Here is a 26363-nt window from a genome sequence, read left to right on the forward strand (position 1 = left end):
TCCTCCCTTTGAAAAATATGTGATATATTGAATCCTTGCTTATGTACAAGGAGTACAACCATTGATCAAACTTTTGCAGATTTTTCTTCTGATTCTTCCTTCTTTTCTTCAATCTTCGAAAGCTCACGCCAGATTGAGATGCAGCCATAACCAAACAACCCAATGCCCGGTACAACCAGTAGAAGCAGTGATCCAAGTTTTGAATTCGCAAAATCCATCATGTAGCCGATATAAGGAATGGTGAATCCTGTATATTTACCCATTACATTTGGCGCCAGGACAGGTTCTAAATCGACCCCGTCGTTGTTGTCGCCTTTAGTTATATAAGAAACGTTTTCCCCGGATCCTTTCACTTCCATAACCCTGTGAGTAACAAGGACATTTTCCTCACGTAAGAAAGTGATGATATCTCCTTCTTTATAAGCCGTGCCATCTTCTGTTGGTTCAACAGCGATGATGGACCCCGTTTGAAAAGTAGGTTCCATTGATCCGGAAAGAACAGTTTTCAACTGATATCCCATAAACGTCGATTCGCCGCCGGAAACCTTAGATATTCCGACAATAACCACCATGAAAATTAGTACACCATAGAGTACAAAAGTCACCAGATTACTTAGTATCCTTTTCATGTGCATCCCCTTTTTCGCTGTCTTGACTGGACTTTTCTACATCTTCCTTGGTCACGGCTGCATCCACATCACTTGCCTTTTTCTTCTCTTCAGTTTCCTGCTCCTGGCTCGTCACAGAAGCTTCTGAATCACTTTCTTTTTCATTTTTCTCTGCCTTCTCTTCAGGTGTGGAAGAATCTACTGATTGATTCGAGGTTCCTTCTGAAGTTGCGGTATTGTCATCTTCTTCCGTTATATCTGTTTCTGAAGACTTGGAATTTTGCTGATTATCCTTAGGTTCTGATTGAGTATCTGTTGGTTCCTGGTTATCCTCAGGGGGTTTCTCGGATTTTTTTTGAGAAGACCCTTTTTGATCATCTGTTTCTGTATTGGCTTTACGTTCTTTTTCTGCTGCTTCAGATTCTTTTTCCTTTGCCTCAGCTGCTTTAGCGGCAGCTTCTTCAGCTTCTTTAGCCTCTTCCTCTTTCTTCAATTTTTCAATTGCCTTTTCAACATTCTCCAAAGAGGACTTCACTTCTTGTTTTTTTGCATTCATTTCCTTTTTGCTGGTTTCTATCTTTTCCTCAGAACTAATAATCTTATCTTGAAAGGAACTTTCCATGTGTGTAAGTGTCGACTCCCCTATAACCGGCGTATCGGACTGTGTAAATTGATTATGAGAAAAGTAATTCAGGAGGTCGTTTACTTGTCTATCGTCTAAACCATGTTCATTAAAAGCTTCTACTAAATTCTGACCTGCAGATGGGTAAGAGCCTTGCAAGCAGGAAGATATCGTTTTTTCAGGAAGGCTGGAAATCACCTTTAAACTCTCATATACAGCCATACTGTCTGCTTCTAGAATTTTCCGTGAATCTCCCAGTTCTTTTTCTAAATTTTTAAGGTCATCCATGGCTTTATCTACATCTTCAACAAGGTTATTCATGCGTTTTTTTTCATTAAGCAATTCATCGACCGAATATTGATCAATATCATCGATATCCTTGAAGTCACCGGAATAACTGTTTACTTTCGGAATTTCATCGAAATGGATATTATATTCATCTACAAGTTTTTTCAATTCCTGCAACTGCTCATTTATGTATGCAGGGAACACCTCGCATGCCTGAATTTCTGAGGTAGATGTATCTTTACTGTTAAAAGCTCCGAAGGTACTTCCCACCAAATGAGAACTTGCTCCAACAATTAAAGAACTGACGGCCACACCTACTGTCAACTGCTTCGTTTTTTTCAATGCTTTCATTCTCCATTGTTCTTTAAATTTAGCCCTTTTAGACTGCAGAGGATTTCACCCCTTTTTGGAAGCGCGTCGTTCTTTCGAGCTACACTTCGTTCTTTATAAAGAATTTGTAACCTGATTATATAGCCCTTACATCCTAAATGGAAATCCCTGAAAAAGGCTTAATTTCTTGATAAAGAACATCAAATCATATTTTTTCAATAAATTACTCCTTTTACCATATAAAAGGGACATTTTTCATGTTTGTGCGTTCTTTATATAGAATGGTATAATACATCATTTCGATAAAACTACCTACATTATCCCCTTAATAAGACTAAATCCACCATCGATTCACATTCATTTAGAAGTCAGAAAAACAGCAAAAAATGCGTCTTCCAAATTAGGAAAAACGCATGATCTTCATAAACTATTAAAGTCATCCATACCTCCAGGTAACTGGATATAATTGGATGTTAATCAATCTAAACTGGACAACTGTACAAATTCAGCCTCGCAATCATGATCTTTACCAAAGATATGACTTCCTCAGAAACCACCTTCGTCCCTCCGAGGGCAATCCCTCTTTCAAATACCTTCTGATTAAGCAGATAGCTCATTTCTACAGGAAGACTGTCTGTTTTTGTTAAAATGACCGCCCCGTTGTTTTTTGCGGCGAGCACCGATCCTGTTAATGCATCCGGGAAGCTGTAACCGGTGGCGATGTAGACATTATCTGCGTCCATTTGAAACCTTCGGATAATTTCAGCCGATGTGCGAAAACGGTTATTTCCAGAGACGCGCGTGGCATCAGGCAGTTCATTCATCACATCATCACTGACCACCGACGAACCTCCGATCACAAAGGAATGATCAACAGAACGGAGAGCTTCCCTGGTAACCTCCGGCAGGGAAGCGGTACGCGTCAACAAAATCGGGTGTCCTTCCTGGCCGGCATAGGGAGCAATGGAGAGAGCATCGGGAAAATTATCGCCGTAGACTACAAATGCTGTATCCGATTTCTCCATACGTTCTGCAATCTTTGCGGCTGTTTCGTAGCGGTCTTTTCCGCCAATCCGCTCAACAGTAAGCCCCATCGCTTTTACTTCTGTTACAACTAATTCAGAAATGACACCACCGCCTCCTAGAATGATAACTTCGGATGCCTTCAAGCGCTCCATTTCAGCGCGGGTCGTGTCAGTCAGACGGTCTTTTTGTACCAAAAGAATGGGAGCGTCGATTTCTTTTGCTAAGGGCCCGCCCGCCAATGCATCCGGAAAATTGGAAGCCGTGGATAGAATCACGGTATCAGCCTTGTTCCACCCAGCTTTAGAGATTTCTACAGCTGTTTCGAAGCGATTTGAGCCGGCAAGTCGGTCCTTTTCATCCGCTGCTGAAGCCATAGGAATAAAAAATAGCAAAAAAATAAGAAAGAAAAGGATGATCATAGTTTTCCGCATGAGTTTTTAAACAACTCCCTATAAATATTAAAATCATGAACGTCAGTTATTAACAAATCTGATAATTATATATCGGTTGAAATGGCCTGCGATTAAATAGATGCTTATCATCTGAGAGCTGTATCTTATAGTTCCCTCCAACACATGACTGTCACTCAACTTCTTTAAATGACTCATAAAAAAGCTCCTTCCCTTATAGAGAGAAGGAGCTTTCGTTATATAAATTCGGAAAGAAAACCAAGCGTAACAAGCAAAGACACCGCTCCGAAGAAACACGAAGCCACTGAAAAAAAGAGCGGCCGTTCTTTTCGGACTAAAAAACTAAGACAATAAATCAAAGCTGGAAAAGGGAATAAAATACTAGCAATTTCCCAACCAGTAAACAAGTAAAGGAATGCCATGAAAAACGCAAGATAGCCTGAGATCGTTCGAGCAAGCAGAAATCCTTTTTGTTTTCCGGACTCTTTCACGTTCCAATCTCCTAAAGCCTCTTCCGTCTTTTTCAGTTGATAGGGTTTGTCTGAATGATAATAAAAATACATAGGCTGAAAATACGGAATGGTTCCGACCAGGGAGCTTTTCCCCCAAACAAACCGCTCACCGGCTAGTGGGAATGATTGATACACGTTTTCTATACTTCCGCCTTCCTTTACATAGGGAGGGGAGGGGGTATGCTCCGTATCAATAGAAAAGACAATCCGTTGGTTCTCTAAATGGCCAAAGTAGCGTCTCCAGCTTAATGTACGAATAGAGGAAAAAAAGAAGCGCCACAATTGCCTCCGCACCGTGTAAGCCATACTTGTATCGACCGGCATCCATCCTTCGCCTTCAATATAAATCTCATTCCAAACATGAGCCTGATGACGGCCCATAGCAAAGGCCCCGACCATCACTCTGCAGGGAATGCCGAGTGAACGGCAAAGAGAGGCATAAAGGAAGGAATATTCGCCACAATCTCCCTTCTTTTCTTTTAGAAAATGGGAAACCCCTCTAGCTTTAACCGGAAACGTATAAGAATAGTTTTTCACTAGGTGGACGAAAAGTTCCCAGCCTTTTTCTTTATCTGTAGTGGCATGTTCCGTAATAGCTGAAGCCATATGAGTCATTTCCTCGTTAACAGGAATCATAGGACTTGAGCGTGTATAGCGCTCCCGTTCTTCTTTCGTAAGAGGTGTAGAGCTTTTTGACGTTTTTTCTATTCCAACAACGTAGGAAGCCTGGATCTGCTCCCCCGGGGCTAATTCATAGTAACTGATTGTATTTCCGATAATGTCTTTATCCTCCTGGCGGGGAGGATGTTTCTTTTCTTGTAGGATCGTTTGCCGCTGTGTCTCTGGTGGATTAGCGAGCCAGACACTTACTTGATCAGATGTTTTATTCTTGTATCGGAACGAATAGTCGAACTGTCTCATCACTTCACCTGCTTTTCTCCATTGGAAATCATGCAGCGATCCCCTTCACATCCGCCAACAGGTAATATCGTCCTTCTACTGGCCAGCCAGTCATACAAAGGAGACCCTAACCCTGCCCATATGGATATTTGGATGATGGGAACCGCTATCCAGAATAAGGGCAGCTGCTTCACTATTCTCTGCACACTGAAGATCCCTTTTTCCATTTGGTTATCCTTTAATGTAAACGTATGCATCCGTTTTTCTGCCTCTGTCTTATCTATAGCATACCTTTCCAGTACTTGGTTGTCTCTAATCGATTCATACTGCAACTTTCGTCCCCGGTCTAGCTTGGATAGGAATCTCATACTTTTGGAGCATACCGGACAATGAGAATCGTAAAAAATGATGACGGCTGCTTGATCACTGAACTTGTTTTGTTTCATACCGCTTCACCTTTGCTCCTTGGAATTTGTTTCGTACTCTAAGAACTGCTCCTTTTATCCAGCTATAGACTCTTTTATACTCCTGGTCGTTGAGCATCAGAAACTGCATAGTAATCATAGAAGCTGAGAACGTAAACAGTCCCATGACAATCGCTATTCCGATATGCAGTCCGATAACACTGAACATAGCAAAGTATTTGGTATACCGATTTAATAGAAAAAAGGGAAAGGACAACTGGACAAAAATGGCGCTGTAAGCCCCTGCCAGCAGCAAAATCTCAGAAGAAGCTATCATATTTTGGAAGAAAGGATGTGTATATTCGCCAACTTGGAGAATATAATAGAGCGCTGTTCCGTTCGTCCACATCTCCCCCATCACTTTATGGGTTCCAGAAGATAGATACATGAAGCATAACTGAATAATAGAGGTAAGGATGGCCAGGTTATGTAAGGCATTCCATACGGGAGCATACCCTATGGCATTGCTTTCTTTATTTGCCCTCAAGCGGTCTATCGAAAAATACGCAGAAGTATTCGCAAACAGCATATAGAGCAGAATGATCCGCATAATGTTATCTCCACCGTCAAGAATCAAGACGTTGGCATGTTGTAATGACCACACAAACAAGAGGTTAACGATAGCAGTAAAACGCGTCATCACTCCCAAGGTGAATAAGAGGGCAAACAAGATGCCGAGATGAAAAATGATGTCAAAGTATAGAAGAGAATCTGAGAGCTGGTATAAAGAAAAGTTACTGGTCAGAGCCATCTGCTCTTGGAGATGATCGTGATTCTGCATTCCATTAGGCCCCCAGATGAACCTTCTTTGAGAGTAATGAATGAAATACATAAACAAGATGAGCAGACCAAAGGAAACTCTAAGCAATCCAGCTCCAATCAACATATGTTTTCTTTCCGTTAACATTCCATATAAGCGCTTCACTACCAGGACCTCCTTTATAGATTTCAATCAAATACAGGAGAAACTTCCACGAAATCCACCCATTCAAATTCATGAAGCTGCTGTTCTCTTTCATACTGCTCATTATCCTTTTCAGAAAATGGAACAGCTTTTGTTTCCTGCATGATAATTTGTGTTTTTTCAATATCCTTCTCTGGATAGACACTTCTTACATAGGATTGAGCATATCGGTTCAGAGCTTCCTGGGCATATTCATCTTTTTTCTGAGTCCGTTCATTTTCAAGCAGATGATCATAGTCCTCTCGATCCAGGTTTTTCTCTTCAATTTTCTGTGATATTTTCAACGTCACCTCATCCGTTTGATACAGGGAAGTGAAGGCCCCTCTCTGGATTCGAACTAAACGGTTATACGGAGTAAAACGGTTGGCCTGATTTTTATCAATCATAAACGTTGTGAGATCAAGCCAGTCTGATGTACCTCCATCGGCAAACTGAGCCCGAACCATGAATTGGTTGTTGGTAGAAGCCGGGTTGGGAGCAAACAGCCTCCAATTTTGAGAAAATAAAGGTTCCATATAGGCATTGACGGCGAAACTGTACTTTGCTTTAACGGGGTTGAAAGGAGTTAGATATAAGGCTGTTATAACTAAATGAAAAACAAACACGCAAAGAATTAAGCTGACTCCAATTTTCTTTATCATCGTGTCACCTCTTTAAAGGCAAATCTTCTGCCCTCTATAAAAAGGGCAGAGATTTGCGATGGAATAACTCACCTAAGTATTATTGATCAAAGACGACTTTCACATCTTCATATTCGCTTTCTCCCTTAATTACATCGTTTCCACCAATCTGATTTTTCGCCCAGTCATACGCATCAGCACCAGCCTTGGCTGTCACGCCCGCTACAAAAGCTCCTCCTGCTACTGCTGCTCCTTTAAGAGCGTAAGCTCCCACCACTGCTGGAATAGCTTCCGGCTCGGCTCCATTTTCAGAAACCTGCTTCACTTCCAGAGTTGTTTGGGACTCGATATCATCTGTGCTAGCCAAAGCGGATGTGGCTGTCGTCCCTCCAACAAATAACCCTAATGCCATACAACCTGCCATCAATTGCTTCTTTACTTTCATTTGTTATTCCTCCTTTAATGATCGTACAAAGCATGAGCCAACCAGATACAGTACAGGTACCTCCTTTGTGGTATCCCCCCCCTTCAAAATTGCTTTTCTTCTCTTACACTTATTTCCTAGATAAATGGTATCATGGTAACCATGAAAGATGTATTTCGCATGTTATGGAAGAAAAGGGCTTTTTTTCTCGATTTTTTCATCCTATTGCGCAATATGAGAGAAGGAAGTGTTGAAGAGTGGATATGGGAAGAGTATTAAAATACTTTAGATTGAAAGAAGGCATGAGTCAGGAAGAAGTCTCAGAATCTATTGTTTCCCCCTCCTACTTATCAAGAATTGAAAACAACAAAACCACTGTAGAACCGGAAACCCTTATGCTGCTCTTGGAAAGGGTGGGGGTGAATTACGATGAAATACAAGCAAATGAAGAAAAATTAAAAAAGCTCCTCCGTCAATGGGAAGAGCCCTTACTGAACAACGATAAGCAGGCGTCCGAAAAGATTTACCAGGAGCTGAAGTCTTTCATAACCCCCGTGACTAACACCAACCTTCAAGCTGAATATCATATAAAAAGGGTAAGGGCCTGCATCATCCTTCAAGCATTTGATGATATTGATGATTCCATTTTATTTATCAATGACATCCACGATACTCTCACATCCCGCAACCGCTTCTTTTACTACAAACACCTTGGAAACTACTATTGGGTGAAGAATCAACCCATGGTCGCAAAAGAACATTTTGAGAAAGCTTTGTCCGAGTATTCCTCGGTGGATTTAAGCGAATTGGAACAAGCGGATCTATATTTCCTTTACGCCCTGACCTTATATGTGTCTCAAAATGAGACCTTAAGCTTTTCTTATGCTCAATCCGCTTTACTCCTGTTTCAAAACAACTACAAATCCAGACAGTGTTTAAAGATACACATCCACCTTGGTATTTGCTACAGCCGATTGGGAGATGTCCCCTCCTCCCTCTCCAACTTTGAGAAAGCGGAAAGCCTCGCACGAGACATTGGAGATCAAGATCATTTAGGAATCATTTATCATAATATCGCCACGATGCATTTAAGAAAGAGGGAAAGGAAAATTTCTCTCGACCAGTTAGAAAATGCTCTTTACTACAAGAAAAAAACAAGCACCAGTTATATGAAATCCCTTGTGCTGCTGGTCCTCATTTACTATCAGGAGAACGAAAAAGATACCTGCATGAAGTACTTGAACGAACATCTGGAGGTGGCAAAGCAGCTTCCTGAAGACAATATCCACACAAAAGAATACTGGTTCTTCCATTCTTTTTTCTTTCAATCCGAAAAAGAGTGGGAAATCTATGTCAAAAAAACGTTCCTGCCTTCTCTAAAAAAAGAACAGAAAAATCAGGAAATACAAAGGTATTCCCGATTTTTGGGAGAATACTATGAAGGAAAAGGAGGGTATAAAAAAGCAGCTGAGTACTATAAATTAGCGCTCGACAGCAATCCAGTCGCTGTCTACTAACTACTTCAACAGGGAGGGGAAATCATGAAGAAACTATTGTTGATCTTTAGTTTGGTCCTTGTGTTCATGGCCGGTCCAGCTTCAACCATGACGGCGGATTCTGTTGAAATTGGAAAACCTGGAGTGTCTGAAACCACCCCGAATGGTGATGAACTTCCGTTGAGTAATTAAATGAAGATTTTTCTGCTGTTCCTTACATAAAGCTTTGTGGCCATTTCAAACACCCCCCATATTCCTTTGAATATGGGGGGTTTTCACTCTTCAAAACAATCTTAAACAGGATCTCCAAGTGAATAACTGAGTTCTTCTTCATCCCTTCTTCTATTTAATCATGATTTTTTCTTCATTTACCATCCATACGGCACACCCATTTCCCCTATCATCCGGTCAATCATACTCATCATCACGATCAAAAAGAAAACCGCCATCGCTACATTCGTCATCACAACGCCGTAAAACACATCCAGACCTTTAGCCTCCCCACCCGAATGAATCGAGAATAAAAGGGCCGTACTTGCCGTTACGTATAACGCAATACTGACAAAAAAGAAAAAAGCCCCAACCGTATTCATCGATAGCAGCATAAATAGATTGGCGGCAAGAAGACCGGTCACAGGAAGAATGACGAGCGACCCGTATTTCGCCATGACGCTCATATAAGTGATCTCCACCCGCATCCATTTGCCTACACCAAGGTTGACCGCGATAAACACCGCTAAAAAGAGCAGTTGATAAAGGAAAGGCTGAAGGACGAGCACACCAAAGAATACATCTGGTACGGACTCACCGAAGGCCCACAGGCCGCGCGCCGCGTTTCTCGCCGCTAAGTACGAAAAGAACGGCATAAGAAAAGCGAGCAGCAGCAAAGCGATGAAACCATTCGTCCGCTGCGAGCCATCCACCCGCTGACTGGCCCGAAACGGTTCCTGCAGCGCTTGAAGCGCAAAGCGGTAAAACTGCCGCCCTGTCTGCTTTGCTGTAGCTGTATAATCCTTCTGCGGAGGCAATGTGGCCGCTTCGACCGTCGATGCCGATGCATGCTCCGCAAGAACAGAGGCACCGCATTTTCCGCAGAACTTACTATCTTCATTCAATGGATTTCCGCATGTCGCACAATGCATATCATCCCATTCCCTTCATTAGAAGTCATCCGTCTGAACGATTGGTCTCATTGATCGCTACCTCTTCAATTTTCCAGCTGTCGCCGTCTTTGATAACGGTGTAATCCTTTGTCCGCTCGTAGTGCGTTTTCTCCCCGTCTGCATTGGTAAAGATGAACGCTTCATCTGTCGTCACCACATACCCATCCACACCGTAAGCAGCGGATTCTACAATGTTATTTTCCGTGAACTCATAGGTGAAGCCTTTGCCTGAGATCCCGTCCAAATAATCCCGGAACTCTTCGGACGCCTGGCTGTCTTCCTCTAAAAAAGAAGCGATCATCGAGAAATCCTCCGCGTTCAAGGCTTCTTCATAAACCTCCCGGAAATCGAGCACGTGAGCCTCGGCCGCTTCGGAGTCATCCGATTCCGGTACGTATTCAAAGACCGGTTCCTCCAGTTCTTCCTCAAAATAAAAATTCAGCTCACCCCAGTAGTCGCCATCCTCCGTACGGATCTGTCCGGACTTGACCACCTCTTTCTTATCGTTTGTCCACTCCGCATGAAGGACCAGTTTATTTCCGTCCGGCACAGGGCCGATCACTCCAAGCTCATACAGCGTTTTCTTCGTACTCTTTCCATTCACAAAAAGAACCGCGTCCGGCTGGTTGGTATCGACATCATACGTATAGCCTTCAAAATAGACTTCCATGTAATAGTCAGACTCCTCCGCCAGCACCTGGTATTCCCACGTCTCTTTGAACGTACCATATTCGTTCGATGCCTCTCCCTCCACCTTATACACACCAGGGTAGGCTTTGGCAGTCCCTTCGTCTTCGGCCGCATTCTCCACCGTGATTTTTTCTTTGCCGACTGTAAAGGAAGCCTCGTCCATGTTCGTTAAGAACCTGATTGACGTTGGAATCGCTTCGATTTCATACGTCTTGTACATCCCGGGAAGCACGGCTGTTTTTTTGACAGACAAAAGCGGACTTCCGTATTCATCACGGATGATGGTATCGAACCGCTGTTGGCCGCTGACAGCGTCAAGCATCTGCTCACGGATGGTCTCCCAGTCGTTCTCCTTCATGTACTGCAGGTAATCCTTTTCATTCAGCCATGCTTTTTCATCAAGAGACAGTTCACTTACAAAAGCTCCCGCATCATTATTCGTCACTGCACGATCCATGGCCCGAATCTTCGTTGTCGGGTCAAGCATCGATGACAAAATAAAATGAGCGGTCAGCAGTACAGCCAAAACCGCACCTATCGAAATCAGCGTGATTTTCTTTTTCCGCGGCATCGGTGCTCTCGGAGCCTTTGCTTCCGACCGGGTCAGCGGAGCATCCTTGGGTGCACCACATTCCGTACAGAAGGTTTCCTCCCTGCTCATTTCGTGACCGCACTGTTTACATACATCCATCCGACGACCTCCCTCGTCCTTGAAGGTGTTTCCCCTGCTGCTATGTACCTTCCTCCCTTCCCCTGATTTAGTACCATATATTGGGGAGTAATTAACTATACTCAAACGCCCCAGGGTGTATGACTGTCCCTTTTTCTATAGAAAAAAGAAGAGGACATCCCTCCATGGGGCGCCCTCTCCTTCCTATGTCTCTATTTACTTTGTAAACTTCACGCAGACCGGCTCGGGTACAAAAACATCCGACTGAACAAGAGTCAGCCTGCCGGTTGATTTGTCCCGCTCGAACAACGTCATTGTATTGGACTTCTGGTTCGTCGCGATCAAGAACTCCTCGGAAGGGTCCATCACGAAATCACGCGGCCAGTTCCCTTCTGTCGATGTCCACTCTACAAAAGTAAGTCTGCCTGTATCCTGATCGACGTCGTAAACAGCGATGGAATTATGCCCGCGGTTGCCGGCATAAACAAACTGTCCATCCGCAGAAATATGAATGGCACTGCCATCATTGGTTTCATCAAAGTCCTTAGGGATTGCGGCAATGGCCTGCTGCTCTGTGAAGCTGCCATCCTTCTCATCGTAATGAAGGACAAGCACTTCTGAGCTTAACTCTGTCATCACATAGGCATACTTTTTGTTGGGGTGGAAAGTAATGTGACGCGGACCGGAACCCGGTTTCGTGTTGAACACCTGTACCTGACTCAACTCGCCATTGTCTACGGCGTAAGTGATGACACGGTCGCTGCCAAGGTCAATCGCAATGACGTATTTCTCATCAGGGGTGAAACCTGCATAGTGCATGTGGGGTTTTTCCTGACGCTCATGAGGACCGGTCCCTTCATGCTCCACGATTGAAACTGCAGGATTCAACAATCCATCTTCATTGGTCAGGTAGGAGACCACTTCTTTTGTATGATAATTAGCCGTGACAACATTGTTGTTCAAATGATCCACACTCACGTGGCATGGCGGAGAGCCTGCAGCTGTCTGAGCGTTTAATTTTGTGAGTTCTCCCGTTTCTTTATTGATGGAAAAGGACGTGACACCGCCGTTTTCCCCGTCTTTGGAAACCGCATAAAGATTTTTTTGATCGTCACTCACGGTGACGTACGTAGGGTTCTGCAGTTCTGCAGCCAACTGAACGTTTTTCAGTTCCTTAGCATCTGTATCAAGGGTGAACTGATAGACGCCTTTACTTTCCTGTTTGGTGTACGTACCGATGTAACCAATATATTCCGGCATAGTAAAACTCCTTTACTGGGGTAATATAAATGAATTTCCGAATTAATTATCTCATAAACTCCCGCAGTCCTAAATCAATACCTTTTTAAATAGGGTGTTGAAAAAATCTAGTTAATTCCTTTCATGGATTGTTGAAAAGTATAGCAATGGTTTAATCCTATCAGAACGTAAGCACTTAAAATTGAAATCAAGCCCCTACATCATTTTAGGCAAATAATAATAGCAAGAAAAGCCTGCACGAAGCGAAGACTTTCTTGCTGTTATGGAAGATGGTGTTGGTATGGAACAACCGAATTATTATTTTCATAAGACCCGTGAGGAACATCGACCAAAGGATGAATAAGAGGATGATGATAACCAGAACTGAACCGATTTTCACCATGTTTGCGCGCCTCCTTCTCAACTAGCAGAAGTAACGTAAGCAGTTGATGAAGAGATTGCAATAGGTAAAAAGCAATTCATGTAAAAAAGACAAAGAAAAAGCCCCCGGCAGGAACCGGGGGTGGAGTCTACTGACGTGTCATGATTAATGGTCTTGAATCATGATCATTCGTAAATACAAGGGTGTCCCCAACCAATTCTCCTGTTAAAGTACCATCAGGAAATGTGAGCAACAGTTTTTGTCCGCTGATCTTATAGGAGCCTTCATGTACTGTATCCCAACCTGCGTGCACCTTTCCGTCTTCTGAGAAGGAATAGCCAAATGTGAATCCATAAAACTCATTCCAGTCACCCAGGATTTTAGACTGTTCAAGAGATACCTGGCTTAATGGTGGTGAATCAGGTGTGATAATCTTGTTATACTCAATCACATTATCGGTTTGAGGTTCGCCCATATAAAGGATGCCATACTCTAACTTTCCGGCCAGCTCATTGCCGTTAATACTGAAGGATATGTTGTAATTATCGGTGTATGTGTACGTACCAGAACCTTCGTCTCCAGAACTATGGTAAGTGAGTGTTCCATCTTCATTGAAGGTTGCGGCTGAGAAATCTCCTTCTGAAAACCATTCTCCAAGCAATGGGTTAAACCCTGTCACTGGCTTAGCTTCGGGCTCTGCTTCAACTTCTTCTTCAGCTGCTTCCGGTTCCTGTTCAGTTTCTTCCGGCTCTGCACCTACCTCCTCTGATTCAGGTTCTGGCTCTGCTTCTTCCGTTTCCTTCTCTACAGTTTCTTTATCAGACTCTTTTGACTCATCATCGTTTTTTTCGGCAGGTTTTGTAGTTCCTTTCGCCTCATAGAGGGTGAATTCAATGAGGTGTGTTGACCTTTTTGCTTTGAATTCATAATCACTCATGATAGAGATAACACTTCCATCGGGAGATATATCTAAAAATTGCCTGGAGCTATCTGGAACTTCGAATTTCATTTCAGACTCATAAATCATGTTCAATTCTGGGTCAAAAACTCTTACACCCACATAATCCTTGTTGGTGTCCTGTGTTATCGTTACGTAGTTACCCTGTTCATCTTTTCTGAAATGATATAACCCAGGGAAGGTTTTAACCTCACCAGCTTCATTCCAGATGGGTTCTTGAGCATCTATGTCGTAGACTACAAAAAAATCTTTATCAAAAAGAGGGTCTTCCCAAGCAGTCATCGTCTCGTCATGGCCGACAAACATTTGATTGGTATCAAAATCGAAAAAAGGTACGTCAGAATCAACAGAGGGATCTGAGCTAAAAAGGTAGTCGTAAAATCCATTTAGAGGGATTTCAACTTCTTCCCACGAGGACAATAAGACCAATTGTATATGTTCTGATTCTGAATCAAGACTCCACAGCGCGGGGCCTTTTGTAGTATAAGTAACTCTTGAGAAAGACTGATTATATGTTTTAGCTTCTTCCAAATTACTATCATTACCAAACTTCAATACCCTTGTTTGAAGACCATCTATACTATTTTCAGGGTCTCGATTCTGATAAGTAACGAACTGGTCAAAGGCATTGATATCTAAACCTTCGCTACCTGCAATGTCATCTCCTGCATCTTTACGGACATCGAATTCCTTTAGAACATTGTTTGAAGAACCTTCTCCATTAGCAGAAATGAAAAATTTATAGGCTGAATCCTCAACGTAATCATCATTCTGAGCTTCAAAAAAAGTGAAAAAGGTATCCTCATTACGGGTTACGATGGGTATCCCTAATCCCCCAACGTTCACTGTATCTTTATCAACGATGGGTTGGTCACCGATCTGCTTCTGTGTATCAGATATGTGAAGGCTGTAGAATGGTTCTTCCCCAGCAGCTTCCCCTTCTTCACTCTCAGTAGTGCCTTCCGATGCTTGCTCGGTTTGTGCAGGTTCTTCTTTTTCTTTCTTCGTTTCTTCCGAGGTCGCTTGGTTACAAGACGTTAATACGAACAATAGCAGCAATGCGGTCATCCACTTTTTCAAGTTCTCCATCCTCCTCTTTCTAAGGTAAAAACCAAGTATATTGGTGCTATATAACGAACGTCCGGGTGCGTAGAAGGGTTACTTTCTAAATAACCGCTCCCTCATTGTGGAAGCTTCATTACCAAGATAGGACACGGCAGCTTCCAAAGCGGAAATCTGCTTTCTTGAACTCCTTATCTCGTCTAATGAATCACCTGTTAGCTGCTGTTGGATTTCTTGGGATGCCTTAATGTCTGCCAATTGGTTACGCATTTCAAGGTTCTGCATTTCAGTTTCATACAAGTTGATACACTCACCGATATTGGAAGCTCGGAAATAGGAAGTGTAATTATCGAAACGTTCCAATGCGTGTCTATGGTCGTAAGGGGCAGGGATCACACATAGTTCGTTAAAAGCATCTGCAGCTTCATTCATCTTGTTACGTAAACTATCCATGATATCCTTGAAGGATTCGTGATACTTGCGTTGATTGGAATAAAAGAATTTTTCCTCTAATTTATGCGTAAGCATGGGCAGACCTTTTTTAAACAAGAGAACAGCGGTGATAATGAAAAAGACAAATGCAAGTGTAGGAAGATTGACTAAGTATCCTACAACAGTCCAAAAGAAAATTGAGAAAATAAGGGTCATGATACAAATGACGACAGACCATTCATAATACTTTGAGCCAGGACTCTTGTAATACTTTTTCAATTCATGATAATGGTTTTCCGCCTCTGTTAAATGGACTAATGACTGAACGATGTTCTCCGACAATTCCTGCCTACTCATCTCCTCAACACTTTTCAATAAAAAACCCTCCCTTACCCCCATTAATTGGGAAATATTAATAATCATTCTATATATTACCATATAAAAAGCTCATAAATGACTAAAATATTTAGAAAAATAAGTAATATTTCAATAAATCGAAAAGGTGCGGGCGTAGCCCCGCGGGAAAGCAAAATTAACTAGAATGAGATAGATTGTAGCAGAATCTAGCATGATCTCAGTCAAATAAAAAAGCAGAAACCAACAGATTGTGTTAGTTTCTACTAGAAAATACTATTATCCACTTTTTATTTGAAGTCGATTTTAGCTTCAACAGGCGATTTGATTTCATTATTATCCATATCGTAAACACCATCTGTAATGATTCGAATAGAAGTAATATCTTCGATGTCAGATTTCATGCCAATACCTAAGGATAAATCTGTTTGGAAAGCATTTCCATAGTATTCCCACTCGGGCGAGTCTTCAAAGAAATCCTTATCAGGTACTTCAATTTGTTCACCTGTGGAAAGAATTATTGTGTGAATGGGATAGTAGGATAATAAATCTTGATTTGTTGTATTCTCTACAGTGTAATCGAGACTTAAAAAGGTGAGAGGCTCATTCATGTTGTAACCGTAATAATTTTCCATGGTTTCATTTAACCATTCATCTTTAACGCCTTCAATCGTTGTTATTACCATAGTCCCAATGTTAATCTTCAAAGGCCCTACCTCAATATGCTGTTCAGGCTCGGTTCTTTTATTTACGGTCAGCTTTTCGAAATCAGGTGTGTGATAAACTTGTCCGACTTCAGCCCCCAATAAGCTAACATCCTCTACCACGGGTTCTTCAGCATCGTCATGTGAAGTTCCCCTTTTCGAATGCTCTCCTACGTCTTTTTGCTCGGCTGCTTCAGTATCTTTAGCTTCTGCAGATTTTGTTGAATCAGATCCACAAGCTGATAGTGTGATGATGGATAGGGTGATAAGTAATAGACCAAGTGATCTTTTCATAGGTGTTTCTCCCCTTATTTTGTTTTTAATAGAACTAAATAACTATACCATTAAATAAATTGATTGGAACATAATACATTTAATTAAAACTATAACTTTTTGGAAGAATGCACTTTTGAAGAGATGAAAATGACAAAATCATTCCAGTTTATCCAGTTGCTGATTAGATCTATCATATGAGATTCATAGATATAGGCGGAAATCTTACTCAGTTGCATCAATACCTTTCTTTTGACAGGGACACCGTGACACAATCCATAAAGTGACCTATGCCGGTTATAGCGTTTCGGCAAGGTCTACGCTCGTCATGCTGTGTGATCTTATTTTTGAATACCTGCTGAAGATTATTGCAGATGAAGGGAAAGAGGAATAGCCAATCCAGATCGAAACAGATGCGTGAAGCAACTGCCCCTTTAAAGTAGCTACTACGGATATACTAGAATCAATAGATAAAAGCGGGCCGATTCGTTATCAACAACAAATCGACCCGCTTTTTATTCGTTTCCTCTGCAACTACAATTAATCATCTAAGTATCTTAAAAAAAGAACACGTGTGCCATCACAGCTATAATTGGCAGCGTAATCAACGTCCGCTGCAGGAAAATCACAAGAAGGTCGACAATACCGACCGGGATTTTCGATTTAATAAGCAGGATGCCGACTTCAGACATGTAAATCAGCTGAGTCAATGATACAGCAGCAATGACGAATCTGGACAGCTCACTTTCAATTCCGCTCCCGACGACAGCTGGAAGGAACATGTCCGCAAATCCGACGAGCATCGCTGGTGCGGTCTCTACGGCGGATGGGATTTGGAGGAGATTCAATAGACCGACGAATGGATAGGACAAGTACGTAAATACAGGTGTGAATTCGGCTAATATCAAGGCGAGTGTTCCTAGAGCCATCACTAAGGGAAGCAGGCCGAACCATATATCGATGACATTTTGTACGCCCTGCCTGGCTACTTGCTTGAAACCGGTGACTTTCTGTGCTTTTTCTAATGCTTTCTGTAATCCCCACTGGAAATTGGAGGTGTCCTCAGGAACCGCTTCACTGATCTGTTTTCCAACGGGCTCATAGTATTCATCTTTCTTCCTAGATAGAGGAGGGATACGTGGACATATCACTGCAGCTGCCAATCCGGCCACTACAGTGGTCAAATAAAACTGGACAAACATGTGTTCAAGTCCGATGAAGGTAATAACGACTAAGCTGAAGGCGATGGAAGCAACGGAGAAAGTGGTCGAGATGACGGCTGCTTCTCGTTTGGTATAAAAGCCTTCTTCATACTGTCTTGTGGTAATGAGGACCCCGACTGTTCCGCTTCCCATCCACGAAGCGAAGGCATCGATGGAGGAGCGTCCCGGCAATTTGAAAAGGGGATACATGATTTTCCGGAAGATGGAGCCGACGAATTCCATTAACCCGAATTCCAGCATTAAGGGCATCAGTAAACCGGCAAACAAAAACCATGTCGTCAGAACGGGGATCAAGGAATAAAGGACTGTTCCGCCGGTAATATCGGCATACAGCCAGCTCGGGCCCCATTTGAATATCGTACAAATGGCGAATAAGGCCCCCATCGTGCGGATGGTCAACCAGAAAGGATGGATATAAAACAATGACTGTAGAAAGTTCGACTGCATGATCCACCTGGGTTTGGCGGCTTTCGTGTAAGCCGCCCCCAGGGCAGACAGGGCTAGAATCACAGTCATGAATATATACAGGTATGGCTCAAAGATGGATTGAAGCGCTTCTGCCATAATTCCGACACCGATCGTAACTTTACCATTGTAATAGATGGGCACTAAGAAAAGCAGGGCGCCAAAAACGGACGGAATGATAAATTTCATGTAATCATTATTGGTAAACGTCGACGCTCGCTTTTCCTCCCATTGCTCTACTTTTTCCGGTGTGTGCATGTGCATTCCCCCTTCGTTTAGAAATCGTGGTTATCTGGTCAACGCCTTCTGCTCTGCTCTTTTCTTCATCGCGACGAGACTGATCATTTCAAAGCCAACCGCAGAAGCAAGACCCGCCGTGATATCACCAGCATCGTACGTCGGCAGCACTTCCACTAAATCGAATCCGACAAGGTTAAGCCCATGCAGTCCTCTCACACATTCCAGCGCTTCAAAGCTCGTCGGCCCTGCAACTTCAGGGGTTCCTGTTCCAGGTGCATAAGCCGGGTCCACAAAATCGATGTCAAAGCTGACAAATACCGGATGGTCCGGTCCGATTTTTTCATGGATGCGTTCGATGACTTTTTCATAGCCCATCTTGCGGACCTTTTTCATCGGCAGGACTTCAAAGCCGAGGTCTTCGGCATCCTTATAGTCTTCCGGACCGTAAAGAGGTCCGCGCAAACCAATCTGTATCGAACGATCCATATCCAGCAGCCCTTCTTCCGCCGCTCTCCGGAATGGTGTCCCGTGCATATACTTTTCACCAAAATAGTTGTCCCACGTATCGCCGTGGCTGTCAAAGTGAACAAACGCCATCTTGCCGTATTTTTTATGAAAGGCACGGAGGTTTCCAAGGGAAATCGAATGATCGCCGCCTAAAATAATCGGCGTGACGGATTTCTCAAGAAGAGGTTCCAGTCCTTCGACGATGTTGTCGTATGTACGGTGGATGTTGCCTGGGATCACATCGATATCGCCATAATCGACACCAGAGGCATAGTCAAAAATATTGATGTCCTGATCAGGGTTGTACGGGCGCAGCAGTACGGATGAATTCCGGATATGTTGCGGTCCGCCTCTTTGACCTGTCCGGTTTGAAACCGCGGTATCAAAAGGAACTCCGAGCACAGCGAAATCGACGTTTTCTTCCGTCTTCACAGCTTCCAATCTCATAAATGTGCTCAATCCGCAAAAGCGTGGGGACAATGAAGAATCAATCGGTTTATACATCAAAAAACTCCCTTTTTATGATTTTAAAGACCTAATGAAATGTATTTCGTTTCCAGATACTCCTCGATCCCCTGGGGACCACCTTCTCGACCGAGTCCACTTTCCTTGAATCCTCCGAATGGTGCCTGAGCAGCCGACGGGGATCCGTCATTGACACCGACGATGCCGTATTCCAGCGCTTCCGAGAGGGTTAACGCTTTGCTCATATTTTCCGTGAACAAGTAAGCAGCCAGACCGAACGGGGTATTGTTGGCTTGTTGTACAGCCTCTTCCTCATCACTGAATGATGTGATTGGTACGACGGGACCGAACGTTTCCTCTTTCATGCAGATCATGGACTCATCGACGTTTTTCAAAATCGTCGGCAGCATGATTAGACTTCCTTTAGAGATTGAGTCCGCTCCACCGGTTACAATTTCTGCCCCTCGGGAGACCGCATCTTCGATATGTCGAGCCACTTTATCGCAGGCACTCTGGTTGATGAGCGGGCCGATATCTGTGTCAGGATCCATGCCGTCACCGACTTTAAGCTCTTCAACAGCTGCTTTTAATTTGTCGGTAAAAGCATCAACGATGGATTCATGAACAAAGAAACGATTGGAGCAGATGCACGTCTGCCCGGCATTTCTGAACTTCGAGGCCACCGCTCCTGCAACCGCTCTATCAAGATCCGCATCCGCCAGAACGACAAAAGGAGCCTGTCCCCCAAGTTCCAGGGACACCCGCTTCATCGTATCCGCAGATTTTTTCATAAGCAGCTTCCCGACTTCCGTGGATCCTGTAAATGACAGCTTCCTTACTCTGGAATCTGAGAGCCACACATCACTGATCGTTTCCGCATCACCGGTCAGAACGCTGATCAGCCCTGCAGGCGCCCCCGCTTCTATAGCCAATTCTACTAATCGGATCGCCGTTAAAGGCGTTTCTTCTGCCGGTTTAATAAGGACTGAGCACCCTGCTGCAATAGCGGGCGCGACTTTCCGCGTAATCATTGCCGCCGGAAAATTCCACGGCGTAATAGCCGCTACCACTCCAACAGGCTGCTTTTGAACGAGAATGCGCTTATCAGGCTTGGAGGCCGGGATGGTCTGTCCGTACACTCGCTTTGCTTCAGCGGCATACCAGGAGATATAGCTGTTGGCGTACCCAATCTCGCCCTTAGCTTCCTTCAGCGGCTTGCCCTGCTCTTTTGTCATAATTTCAGCGAGCTCATCGGTGTGCTCCTCTATCAATTGAAACCATCTAGTTAGAAAAGCGGCCCGTTCATCCGCCGTCGTCTTTTTCCAAGCTTGATAGGAACGATGAGCAGCTTCCACCGCCTGCTTTGCTTCTTTCTCACCGGCATCCGGTACAGAAGCAACGATTTCTCCGTTGATCGGATTATAGACCGGGAAGGTTTTGTCTGTCTGTATCTGTTCTCCGTCAATTACGATATTCATAGTCAGCCTCCTTTTTACACATGCTGGGGTGTCGAGCAGTTCTTGATCGCTGTTTCTAAAATGGATAATCCTTCGTCTAATTCTTCCTCTGTAATGACAAGCGGCATCAGGAAGCGGATGACATTCCCGTACAAACCTGCTCCTAAGACAAGAAGTCCTGCATGCTGGGCTTCGGAAATGATTTTCTGAGTCAACAGCTTGTCCGGTGCCTTCGTATCCCTGTCTTCTACGATCTCTACAGCCACCATGGCTCCGAGGCCACGGATTTCACCGATACAATCGAGGTCTTCGGATAACTGATGGAACCTGTCTTTGACGACATTTCCGATATGAACGGCCCGCTCATTCAACCCCTCATTTTCAATGACTTCAATCGCCGCAATAGCCGCACGGCAGCCTAATGGATTCCCGCTGTATGTACCCCCGAGTTCACCAGCACCGGCAGCATCCATCACTTCCTGTCGTCCGATGACCCCGCTGATCGGCGTTCCGGCTCCTAGTGATTTGGATACGGTAATCAAATCCGGTGTCACGTCATAGTGATCGATGGCAAAATATTTTCCTGTCCGGCCGAAGCCCGTCTGGATCTCGTCAGCAACAAAAAGAATGCCGTGTTCCTCGCACAACCCTTTAACCGCCTGTACAAAGCTCTTTTCAGGAACGATGAATCCACCTTCTCCCTGCACCGGCTCCATGACGACGGCTGCGATAGATTCAGGTGCGACTTCTGTGAGGAGGAATTTCTTGAATTCTTCAATCATAAACGGGCTGTACTCGTCCTCCGTCATCCCTTCCGGCTTGCGGTATGGATACGGGAATGGTGCCTTATACACTTCCGGAGCAAAAGGACCGAAGCCGAACTTATAAGGCTTCACCTTGCTCGTCATCGACATCGTCATCAACGTCCGGCCATGGAAGCCATTCTCAAACGTAACGACGGCCTGCCTTCCCGTGTATTTCCTTGCGATTTTCACCGCATTCTCCACTGCTTCTGCACCGCTGTTCTGCAGGAGCACTTTTTTATCATGTGAGCCAGGGGCAAGAGCCGCCAGCTTCTCAGCCAGTTCAATATACGGTTCATACATCATCACATTGAAGCCTGTGTGTATGTACTGGTCAACCTGGTCATGGAGAGCTGCCTTCACGGTTGGATGGCAGTGCCCGACGTTGATTGTGCCAATCGCACCGGCGAAGTCAATGAACGTATTGCCATCCACATCGGTCACCTTCGCTCCCTCTGCTTTTGCCGCAAACGTCGGGATGCCATAACTGACAGCATTCGGTACGATATTGTGACGCCTTTCTAAAAGCTCACTTGCCTTAGGGCCTGGAAGCTGTGTTTGAATGGACGCGTGTGTTGTCATTATTTTTCCCCCTTCAATTGAAAATGGATGTTCGTTCCGCGAGATCCGTCAGCGTGGACAGCATATGGGCTTCAATCGCTTTCTTAGAAGCGGCTAAATCGCGTTTCTTCAGCGCTTCCACAACCTCCAAATGCTCCGGCACGGAGAGAACCTCATCCATCGGTGTTGTATAAAAGTTGTCTCTTAGAATCAAATAACAGTCAGACCATTGGTTCAGTCTTTGGATTTCCTGAAGAAGAAATCTGTTCCCCGCCACTTGTGCCGGGTACGCGTGAATGAGGGCGTTGATACGAAGGAAATCCTCATAATCTTTGTCCTCATAAGCCTTTACTTCTTCCTCTAGCAGCCGGTCCATTTCTTGAAAATGTTCACTGGTCATTTGATGAACAGCCAGCTCGGCCGCATAGCTTTCAAGAACGATCCGGAGATTGAACACATCTTCGAGCTCTTTATCCGAGGGACTGCAGACAAAAGCTCCTCTATGTGGAACAAGTTCAATCAACCCCTCATTTTCGAGTTTGGTGAAAGCTGCACGGATGGGTGTGCGGCTCATTTCGAGCTCGTTACTCACCCAATCTTCCGTTACTCGCTGTCCTGCCACCAGGCGCTTCAGCATAATGGCCCGTTTGATTTTTTCGTACGCAATTTCTTCGTTTTTCTTTTTATTCATTTCGCCTACCACCATTGTGTTTAAAGATTGTATACAATTTCTATATACAATTAGTCTACAACAAATAATTTCTGATTTCTACAATTATTCTGAAAATATTGTTTTTGATTAATGTGCAAATAGCATGAACCCAATATCCGTCATGCATGGATATCTAAGTCAAAAAGGAACCTCAGAGATTTTGTAAATCTCTGAGGTTCCTTATCATCATCTTAATATCCCCATGAATGCACACGAAATTCTATAAACACAAAATTCACTAACAGAATAAAAACGTCCGCAAGAAGCCTTGTGAGCTTCCACGGACGTTTTCTACACCCAATACCTATGTAGATGGGACCCTAAGATCCCTTTTTCTTTAATGTATAAACTTTACCAGTACGAGGAAAAAGATACTCCAAACCGGGATAGACAGTAAAGTTCCATTCATGAACCCTGTTAAAAAGTCACCTTCTTTAATGAACATCAGCAACTCTCCCCTTTCATTTGGCTCCCCTTATTGAAAACGTTTTCTTATTTTATATTATAATACTTTTCCCACAAAAAATGTTGAGAAAACAAATGGATGTGCCATTATTTTTGTCGAATAAAGGAGATACCTTATAATAAGACGTCTATGTTTATCCTTTTTTACATTTTACCCCTATACCAACATCATCAGTACTCTACTGATACTTCTTCACAACTATTCGTAATCATTATAGATCTAATGAGGGGAAATATAAATTTTTCCCTTCCCCTCTCTCAATCTTATTTTAATTACCATTAATACATGCAACGGTGATAAACTCCTACAAAGGTTACTTAGAGAAACGCATGAAGAGATCTAGATTACTACCTTTTCTAGGTACTTTCTTCAAACTTGGTAATTCTTCAGATTTTATGTACTCCATAATAGTTTTGAGTCAAAGCCAGTCTCTCTAGAGATAGCTGTGATTGACCACCCTTTTTGAAATAATTATCTAATCATTATGAAATATACAATTTTGAGCATAACTTCTACACTCCATATATTTAACTAGTATAGAAATGATTAGCTGTTATTATTAGGGAACTTGGAGCCGTTGTTATAAGGGATTTTACCACCGTTGCTTACAAGGATATTCCACGTTCTAGACATTCTTTTACTTTCCGTCGCTCTCCCTCCAGATTCATGAACTAAATCTCCTCCCGTATGGATTCAATTTAATTATGAAGCTTGTCGAAATTTAAGGCGACGATTTTGTACGTTTTTAGCTGGCTATATTGTCCATTTTAATTCGACTCTTTCAATCCTTACTATAAGACGTAAAGGAGTCAGTAAACGCAGTTCCTCATGTTTTAAAGTAAACAAAAAATGCATGGCCACTTGGGCATGCATTTTTTCATAGTGAGCACTGGCATAAATAATTCTTAATTTTAGGAATTATACTCTTTAATCATATTATGGACATCCTGTATTTCTTGCTCGGAAACCTGTAAGTAATAAACACCGCTGATTTTAGTTCCTGAACCTTTCATCTGGTAGGTTGTTATCGTATTACTGGCACTTCTATAATTCACTAGTAAGTCTTTCATCACGGAAAAATCCATATTTGTTGTGACATTATTCCCGAGCGCGTCCATCATGTTTCCAATTTTGTTTACGGAGCCTACACTGGCTCCTTTATCAATTAAAGCTTCAATAACTTTTCTCTGCCGTTCATTTCGACCAAAATCTCCATTGGGATCCTGATACCTCATTCGCACAAATCCCATCGTTTCCGGTCCATTCATTGTAATATCGCCTTTATTATATTCATACCCTTTCTTATAATAACCTGTGTCTGTCCATTGCAGTTCGTTGTTTACCGTGATCCCTCCAACAGCATCCACCATATCCGATAAGCCTTCCATATTCATTTTCACGTAGTAATCCAGTTCGATATCCAATAGATTCTCCACCGTTTGAATAGACATTTCTGTTCCACCAAAAGCATAAGCATGATTGATTTTATCAAGCTTACCAGCCTGACTGGAGTCACCAACCATTTCTGTTCTGGTGTCCCGGGGAATACTGATCAATTGACTGCGATCATTATTAGGATCTACGGATAAAACCATTAACGCATCCGATCGGCCTCTATCTCCATTGCGTTCATCAACGCCCAATAACAATACATTCAATGGTTCTTTAGCCTGGATTTTTTTCTTAGTGATTTCATGATCAATGGAAGTCACTTCTTCATGCATTTTGTTATTCACCGTATTCTTAGCCCCTGCATATAAGGAGTAAACATATGTACCAACACCAGCTATTAAGACGAAAACTAATAACATCGAGAGTTTTATCCATTTCTTTGACTTTTTGTTTTGTTTTTCAGCTCGCCGCAACTTCTTGCCTCCTATATAAGAGAGCAAAGCTAATGAAAGCTTTGCTCTAAACAGTTTATGATTCTACTTTTTGTCCTGATTCTACTAAAGACTTCATTATGTCCATAACATCATCTTTCAGTTCTGGATTTTCTAAGGCTATTTCAATAGTTGTTTGGATAAATCCAAGCTTTTCTCCTACATCATAACGCGCGCCATCGAAGTCGTATGCAAACACACGCTGAATTCCATTTAATTTTTGAATTGCATCGGTTAACTGTACTTCTCCACCAGAGCCTTTTTCCTGTTTATCTAGGAACATCATAATCTCCGGAGTAAGCACGTAACGGCCCATAATAGCTAGGTTTGACGGTTCTTCGCCTTTAGGTGGTTTTTCCACGAAATTCTTCACTTGATATAATCGGTCTTCTTTATTTTCAGGATCAATAATTCCGTACCTGTGTGTTTGATTATCCGCGACCTTCTGTACTCCAATAATGGAGGACCGAGTCTTCTCATATTGATCAATGAGCTGCTTTAAACCTGGTTCATTTGAACGGATAATATCATCACCAAGCAATACAGCAAACGGTTCATTCCCGATGAACTTTCGAGCGCACCAAACTGCATGTCCCAAACCTTTTGGCTCTTTTTGACGTATGTAATGTATATCTACATTTGAAGTCTCATTTACTTTTTCCAGTATTTCGAACTTTTCTTTACTTAAGAGATTATCTTCTAACTCAAAATTCTTATCGAAATGATCTTCTATAGCTCTCTTACCTTTACCGGTAACTATGATAATATCCTCTATACCTGATTCAATTGCTTCCTCTACTATGTATTGGATCGTTGGTTTGTCGACAATTGGAAGCATTTCTTTTGGCATAGCTTTTGTTGCTGGAAGAAACCTTGTTCCAAGTCCTGCAGCTGGAATTATTGCTTTTTTAATCTTAGACATAAATAAAACCCCTTTTTATTGAAGAATGAATTTCAAACTTGTTCCAATACTTATTTATAGTATTAATA

At 43.0% G+C, this 26363-nt stretch carries 23 protein-coding genes; 2 read left to right on the forward strand and 21 right to left on the reverse strand.

Going from position 1 to position 26363, the window contains the following annotated elements; translation table 11 throughout:
- Positions 1-65: 65 nt before the first annotated feature.
- The 8 genes from QMA39_RS10315 to QMA39_RS10350 all read right to left on the reverse strand — a co-directional run bounded on the left by QMA39_RS10315 (position 66) and on the right by QMA39_RS10350 (position 7189).
- On the reverse strand, positions 66-629 hold the full coding sequence (locus QMA39_RS10315; RefSeq protein WP_281658649.1) for a signal peptidase I: 564 nt from the start codon (positions 627-629) through the stop codon (positions 66-68).
- Complete coding sequence (locus tag QMA39_RS10320) at positions 610-1869, reverse strand: hypothetical protein (RefSeq protein WP_281658650.1); 1260 nt, start codon at positions 1867-1869, stop codon at positions 610-612. Before QMA39_RS10320 ends, QMA39_RS10315 begins: the two co-directional genes overlap by 20 nt.
- Positions 1870-2330: 461 nt before the next feature.
- A complete protein-coding gene (locus QMA39_RS10325; RefSeq protein ID WP_281658651.1) occupies positions 2331-3305 on the reverse strand; it encodes a cell wall-binding repeat-containing protein in 975 nt (324 codons plus the stop codon).
- A 215-nt stretch (positions 3306-3520) separates the two neighbouring features.
- Positions 3521-4717, reverse strand: a complete 1197-nt coding sequence (locus tag QMA39_RS10330) for a transglutaminase domain-containing protein (RefSeq protein WP_281658652.1) — start codon at positions 4715-4717, stop codon at positions 3521-3523.
- The gene (locus QMA39_RS10335) at positions 4717-5142 is read right to left on the reverse strand and encodes a DUF393 domain-containing protein (protein ID WP_027954896.1); all 426 of its coding nucleotides are present in this window, start codon (positions 5140-5142) and stop codon (positions 4717-4719) included. Before QMA39_RS10335 ends, QMA39_RS10330 begins: the two co-directional genes overlap by 1 nt.
- A complete protein-coding gene (locus tag QMA39_RS10340; RefSeq protein WP_281658653.1) occupies positions 5120-6085 on the reverse strand; it encodes an HTTM domain-containing protein in 966 nt (321 codons plus the stop codon). Before QMA39_RS10340 ends, QMA39_RS10335 begins: the two co-directional genes overlap by 23 nt.
- A gap of 23 nt (positions 6086-6108) precedes the next feature.
- On the reverse strand, positions 6109-6765 hold the full coding sequence (locus QMA39_RS10345) for a DUF5819 family protein (RefSeq protein ID WP_281658654.1): 657 nt from the start codon (positions 6763-6765) through the stop codon (positions 6109-6111).
- Positions 6766-6844: 79 nt separating this feature from the next.
- The gene (locus QMA39_RS10350; protein ID WP_281658655.1) at positions 6845-7189 is read right to left on the reverse strand and encodes a hypothetical protein; all 345 of its coding nucleotides are present in this window, start codon (positions 7187-7189) and stop codon (positions 6845-6847) included.
- A gap of 242 nt (positions 7190-7431) precedes the next feature.
- Here QMA39_RS10350 and QMA39_RS10355 point away from each other — a divergent pair, with 242 nt between their 5' ends.
- Positions 7432-8685, forward strand: a complete 1254-nt coding sequence (locus QMA39_RS10355; protein ID WP_281658719.1) for a helix-turn-helix transcriptional regulator — start codon at positions 7432-7434, stop codon at positions 8683-8685.
- A 24-nt stretch (positions 8686-8709) separates the two neighbouring features.
- Complete coding sequence (locus QMA39_RS10360; RefSeq protein ID WP_156896470.1) at positions 8710-8856, forward strand: hypothetical protein; 147 nt, start codon at positions 8710-8712, stop codon at positions 8854-8856.
- A gap of 176 nt (positions 8857-9032) precedes the next feature.
- Here the strand turns inward: QMA39_RS10360 and QMA39_RS10365 are convergent, their stop codons facing one another.
- The 13 genes from QMA39_RS10365 to galU all read right to left on the reverse strand — a co-directional run bounded on the left by QMA39_RS10365 (position 9033) and on the right by galU (position 26295).
- Complete coding sequence (locus tag QMA39_RS10365) at positions 9033-9806, reverse strand: zinc-ribbon domain-containing protein (RefSeq protein ID WP_281658656.1); 774 nt, start codon at positions 9804-9806, stop codon at positions 9033-9035.
- 25 nt (positions 9807-9831) lie between these two features.
- A complete protein-coding gene (locus tag QMA39_RS10370) occupies positions 9832-11208 on the reverse strand; it encodes a hypothetical protein (RefSeq protein ID WP_281658657.1) in 1377 nt (458 codons plus the stop codon).
- Positions 11209-11403: 195 nt separating this feature from the next.
- Positions 11404-12447 (reverse strand): lactonase family protein, encoded by a 1044-nt coding sequence (locus tag QMA39_RS10375; protein WP_281658658.1) that lies wholly within the window; start codon positions 12445-12447, stop codon positions 11404-11406.
- 509 nt (positions 12448-12956) lie between these two features.
- The gene (locus QMA39_RS10380) at positions 12957-14846 is read right to left on the reverse strand and encodes a hypothetical protein (RefSeq protein ID WP_281658659.1); all 1890 of its coding nucleotides are present in this window, start codon (positions 14844-14846) and stop codon (positions 12957-12959) included.
- Positions 14847-14924: 78 nt separating this feature from the next.
- Entirely contained in the window at positions 14925-15635 is a 711-nt protein-coding gene (locus tag QMA39_RS10385) for a hypothetical protein (RefSeq protein ID WP_281658660.1), read from the reverse strand.
- A gap of 269 nt (positions 15636-15904) precedes the next feature.
- Complete coding sequence (locus QMA39_RS10390; RefSeq protein ID WP_281658661.1) at positions 15905-16612, reverse strand: hypothetical protein; 708 nt, start codon at positions 16610-16612, stop codon at positions 15905-15907.
- A gap of 536 nt (positions 16613-17148) precedes the next feature.
- Positions 17149-18537, reverse strand: a complete 1389-nt coding sequence (locus tag QMA39_RS10395) for a YjiH family protein (RefSeq protein WP_206933268.1) — start codon at positions 18535-18537, stop codon at positions 17149-17151.
- Positions 18538-18567: 30 nt separating this feature from the next.
- Positions 18568-19530, reverse strand: coding sequence for an agmatinase (gene speB / locus QMA39_RS10400; protein ID WP_281658662.1), 963 nt, complete (start codon positions 19528-19530; stop codon positions 18568-18570).
- A gap of 23 nt (positions 19531-19553) precedes the next feature.
- The gene (locus QMA39_RS10405; RefSeq protein ID WP_281658663.1) at positions 19554-20969 is read right to left on the reverse strand and encodes an NAD-dependent succinate-semialdehyde dehydrogenase; all 1416 of its coding nucleotides are present in this window, start codon (positions 20967-20969) and stop codon (positions 19554-19556) included.
- A 14-nt stretch (positions 20970-20983) separates the two neighbouring features.
- A complete protein-coding gene (gabT, locus tag QMA39_RS10410) occupies positions 20984-22333 on the reverse strand; it encodes a 4-aminobutyrate--2-oxoglutarate transaminase (RefSeq protein ID WP_281658664.1) in 1350 nt (449 codons plus the stop codon).
- A gap of 13 nt (positions 22334-22346) precedes the next feature.
- Entirely contained in the window at positions 22347-23003 is a 657-nt protein-coding gene (locus QMA39_RS10415; protein ID WP_281658665.1) for a GntR family transcriptional regulator, read from the reverse strand.
- Between the two features lie 1398 nt (positions 23004-24401).
- Positions 24402-25301 carry an LCP family protein gene (locus QMA39_RS10420; protein ID WP_281658720.1) on the reverse strand — a complete coding sequence of 300 codons (900 nt, stop codon included), beginning with the start codon at positions 25299-25301 and terminating at the stop codon, positions 24402-24404.
- A 109-nt stretch (positions 25302-25410) separates the two neighbouring features.
- Positions 25411-26295, reverse strand: coding sequence for a UTP--glucose-1-phosphate uridylyltransferase GalU (galU, locus tag QMA39_RS10425; protein ID WP_281658666.1), 885 nt, complete (start codon positions 26293-26295; stop codon positions 25411-25413).
- Between the last annotated feature and the right edge of the window lie 68 nt (positions 26296-26363).

Source organism: Halobacillus sp. Cin3, from assembly GCF_947311855.1.
GTDB classification, from domain to species: domain Bacteria; phylum Bacillota; class Bacilli; order Bacillales; family Halobacillaceae; genus Halobacillus; species Halobacillus kuroshimensis.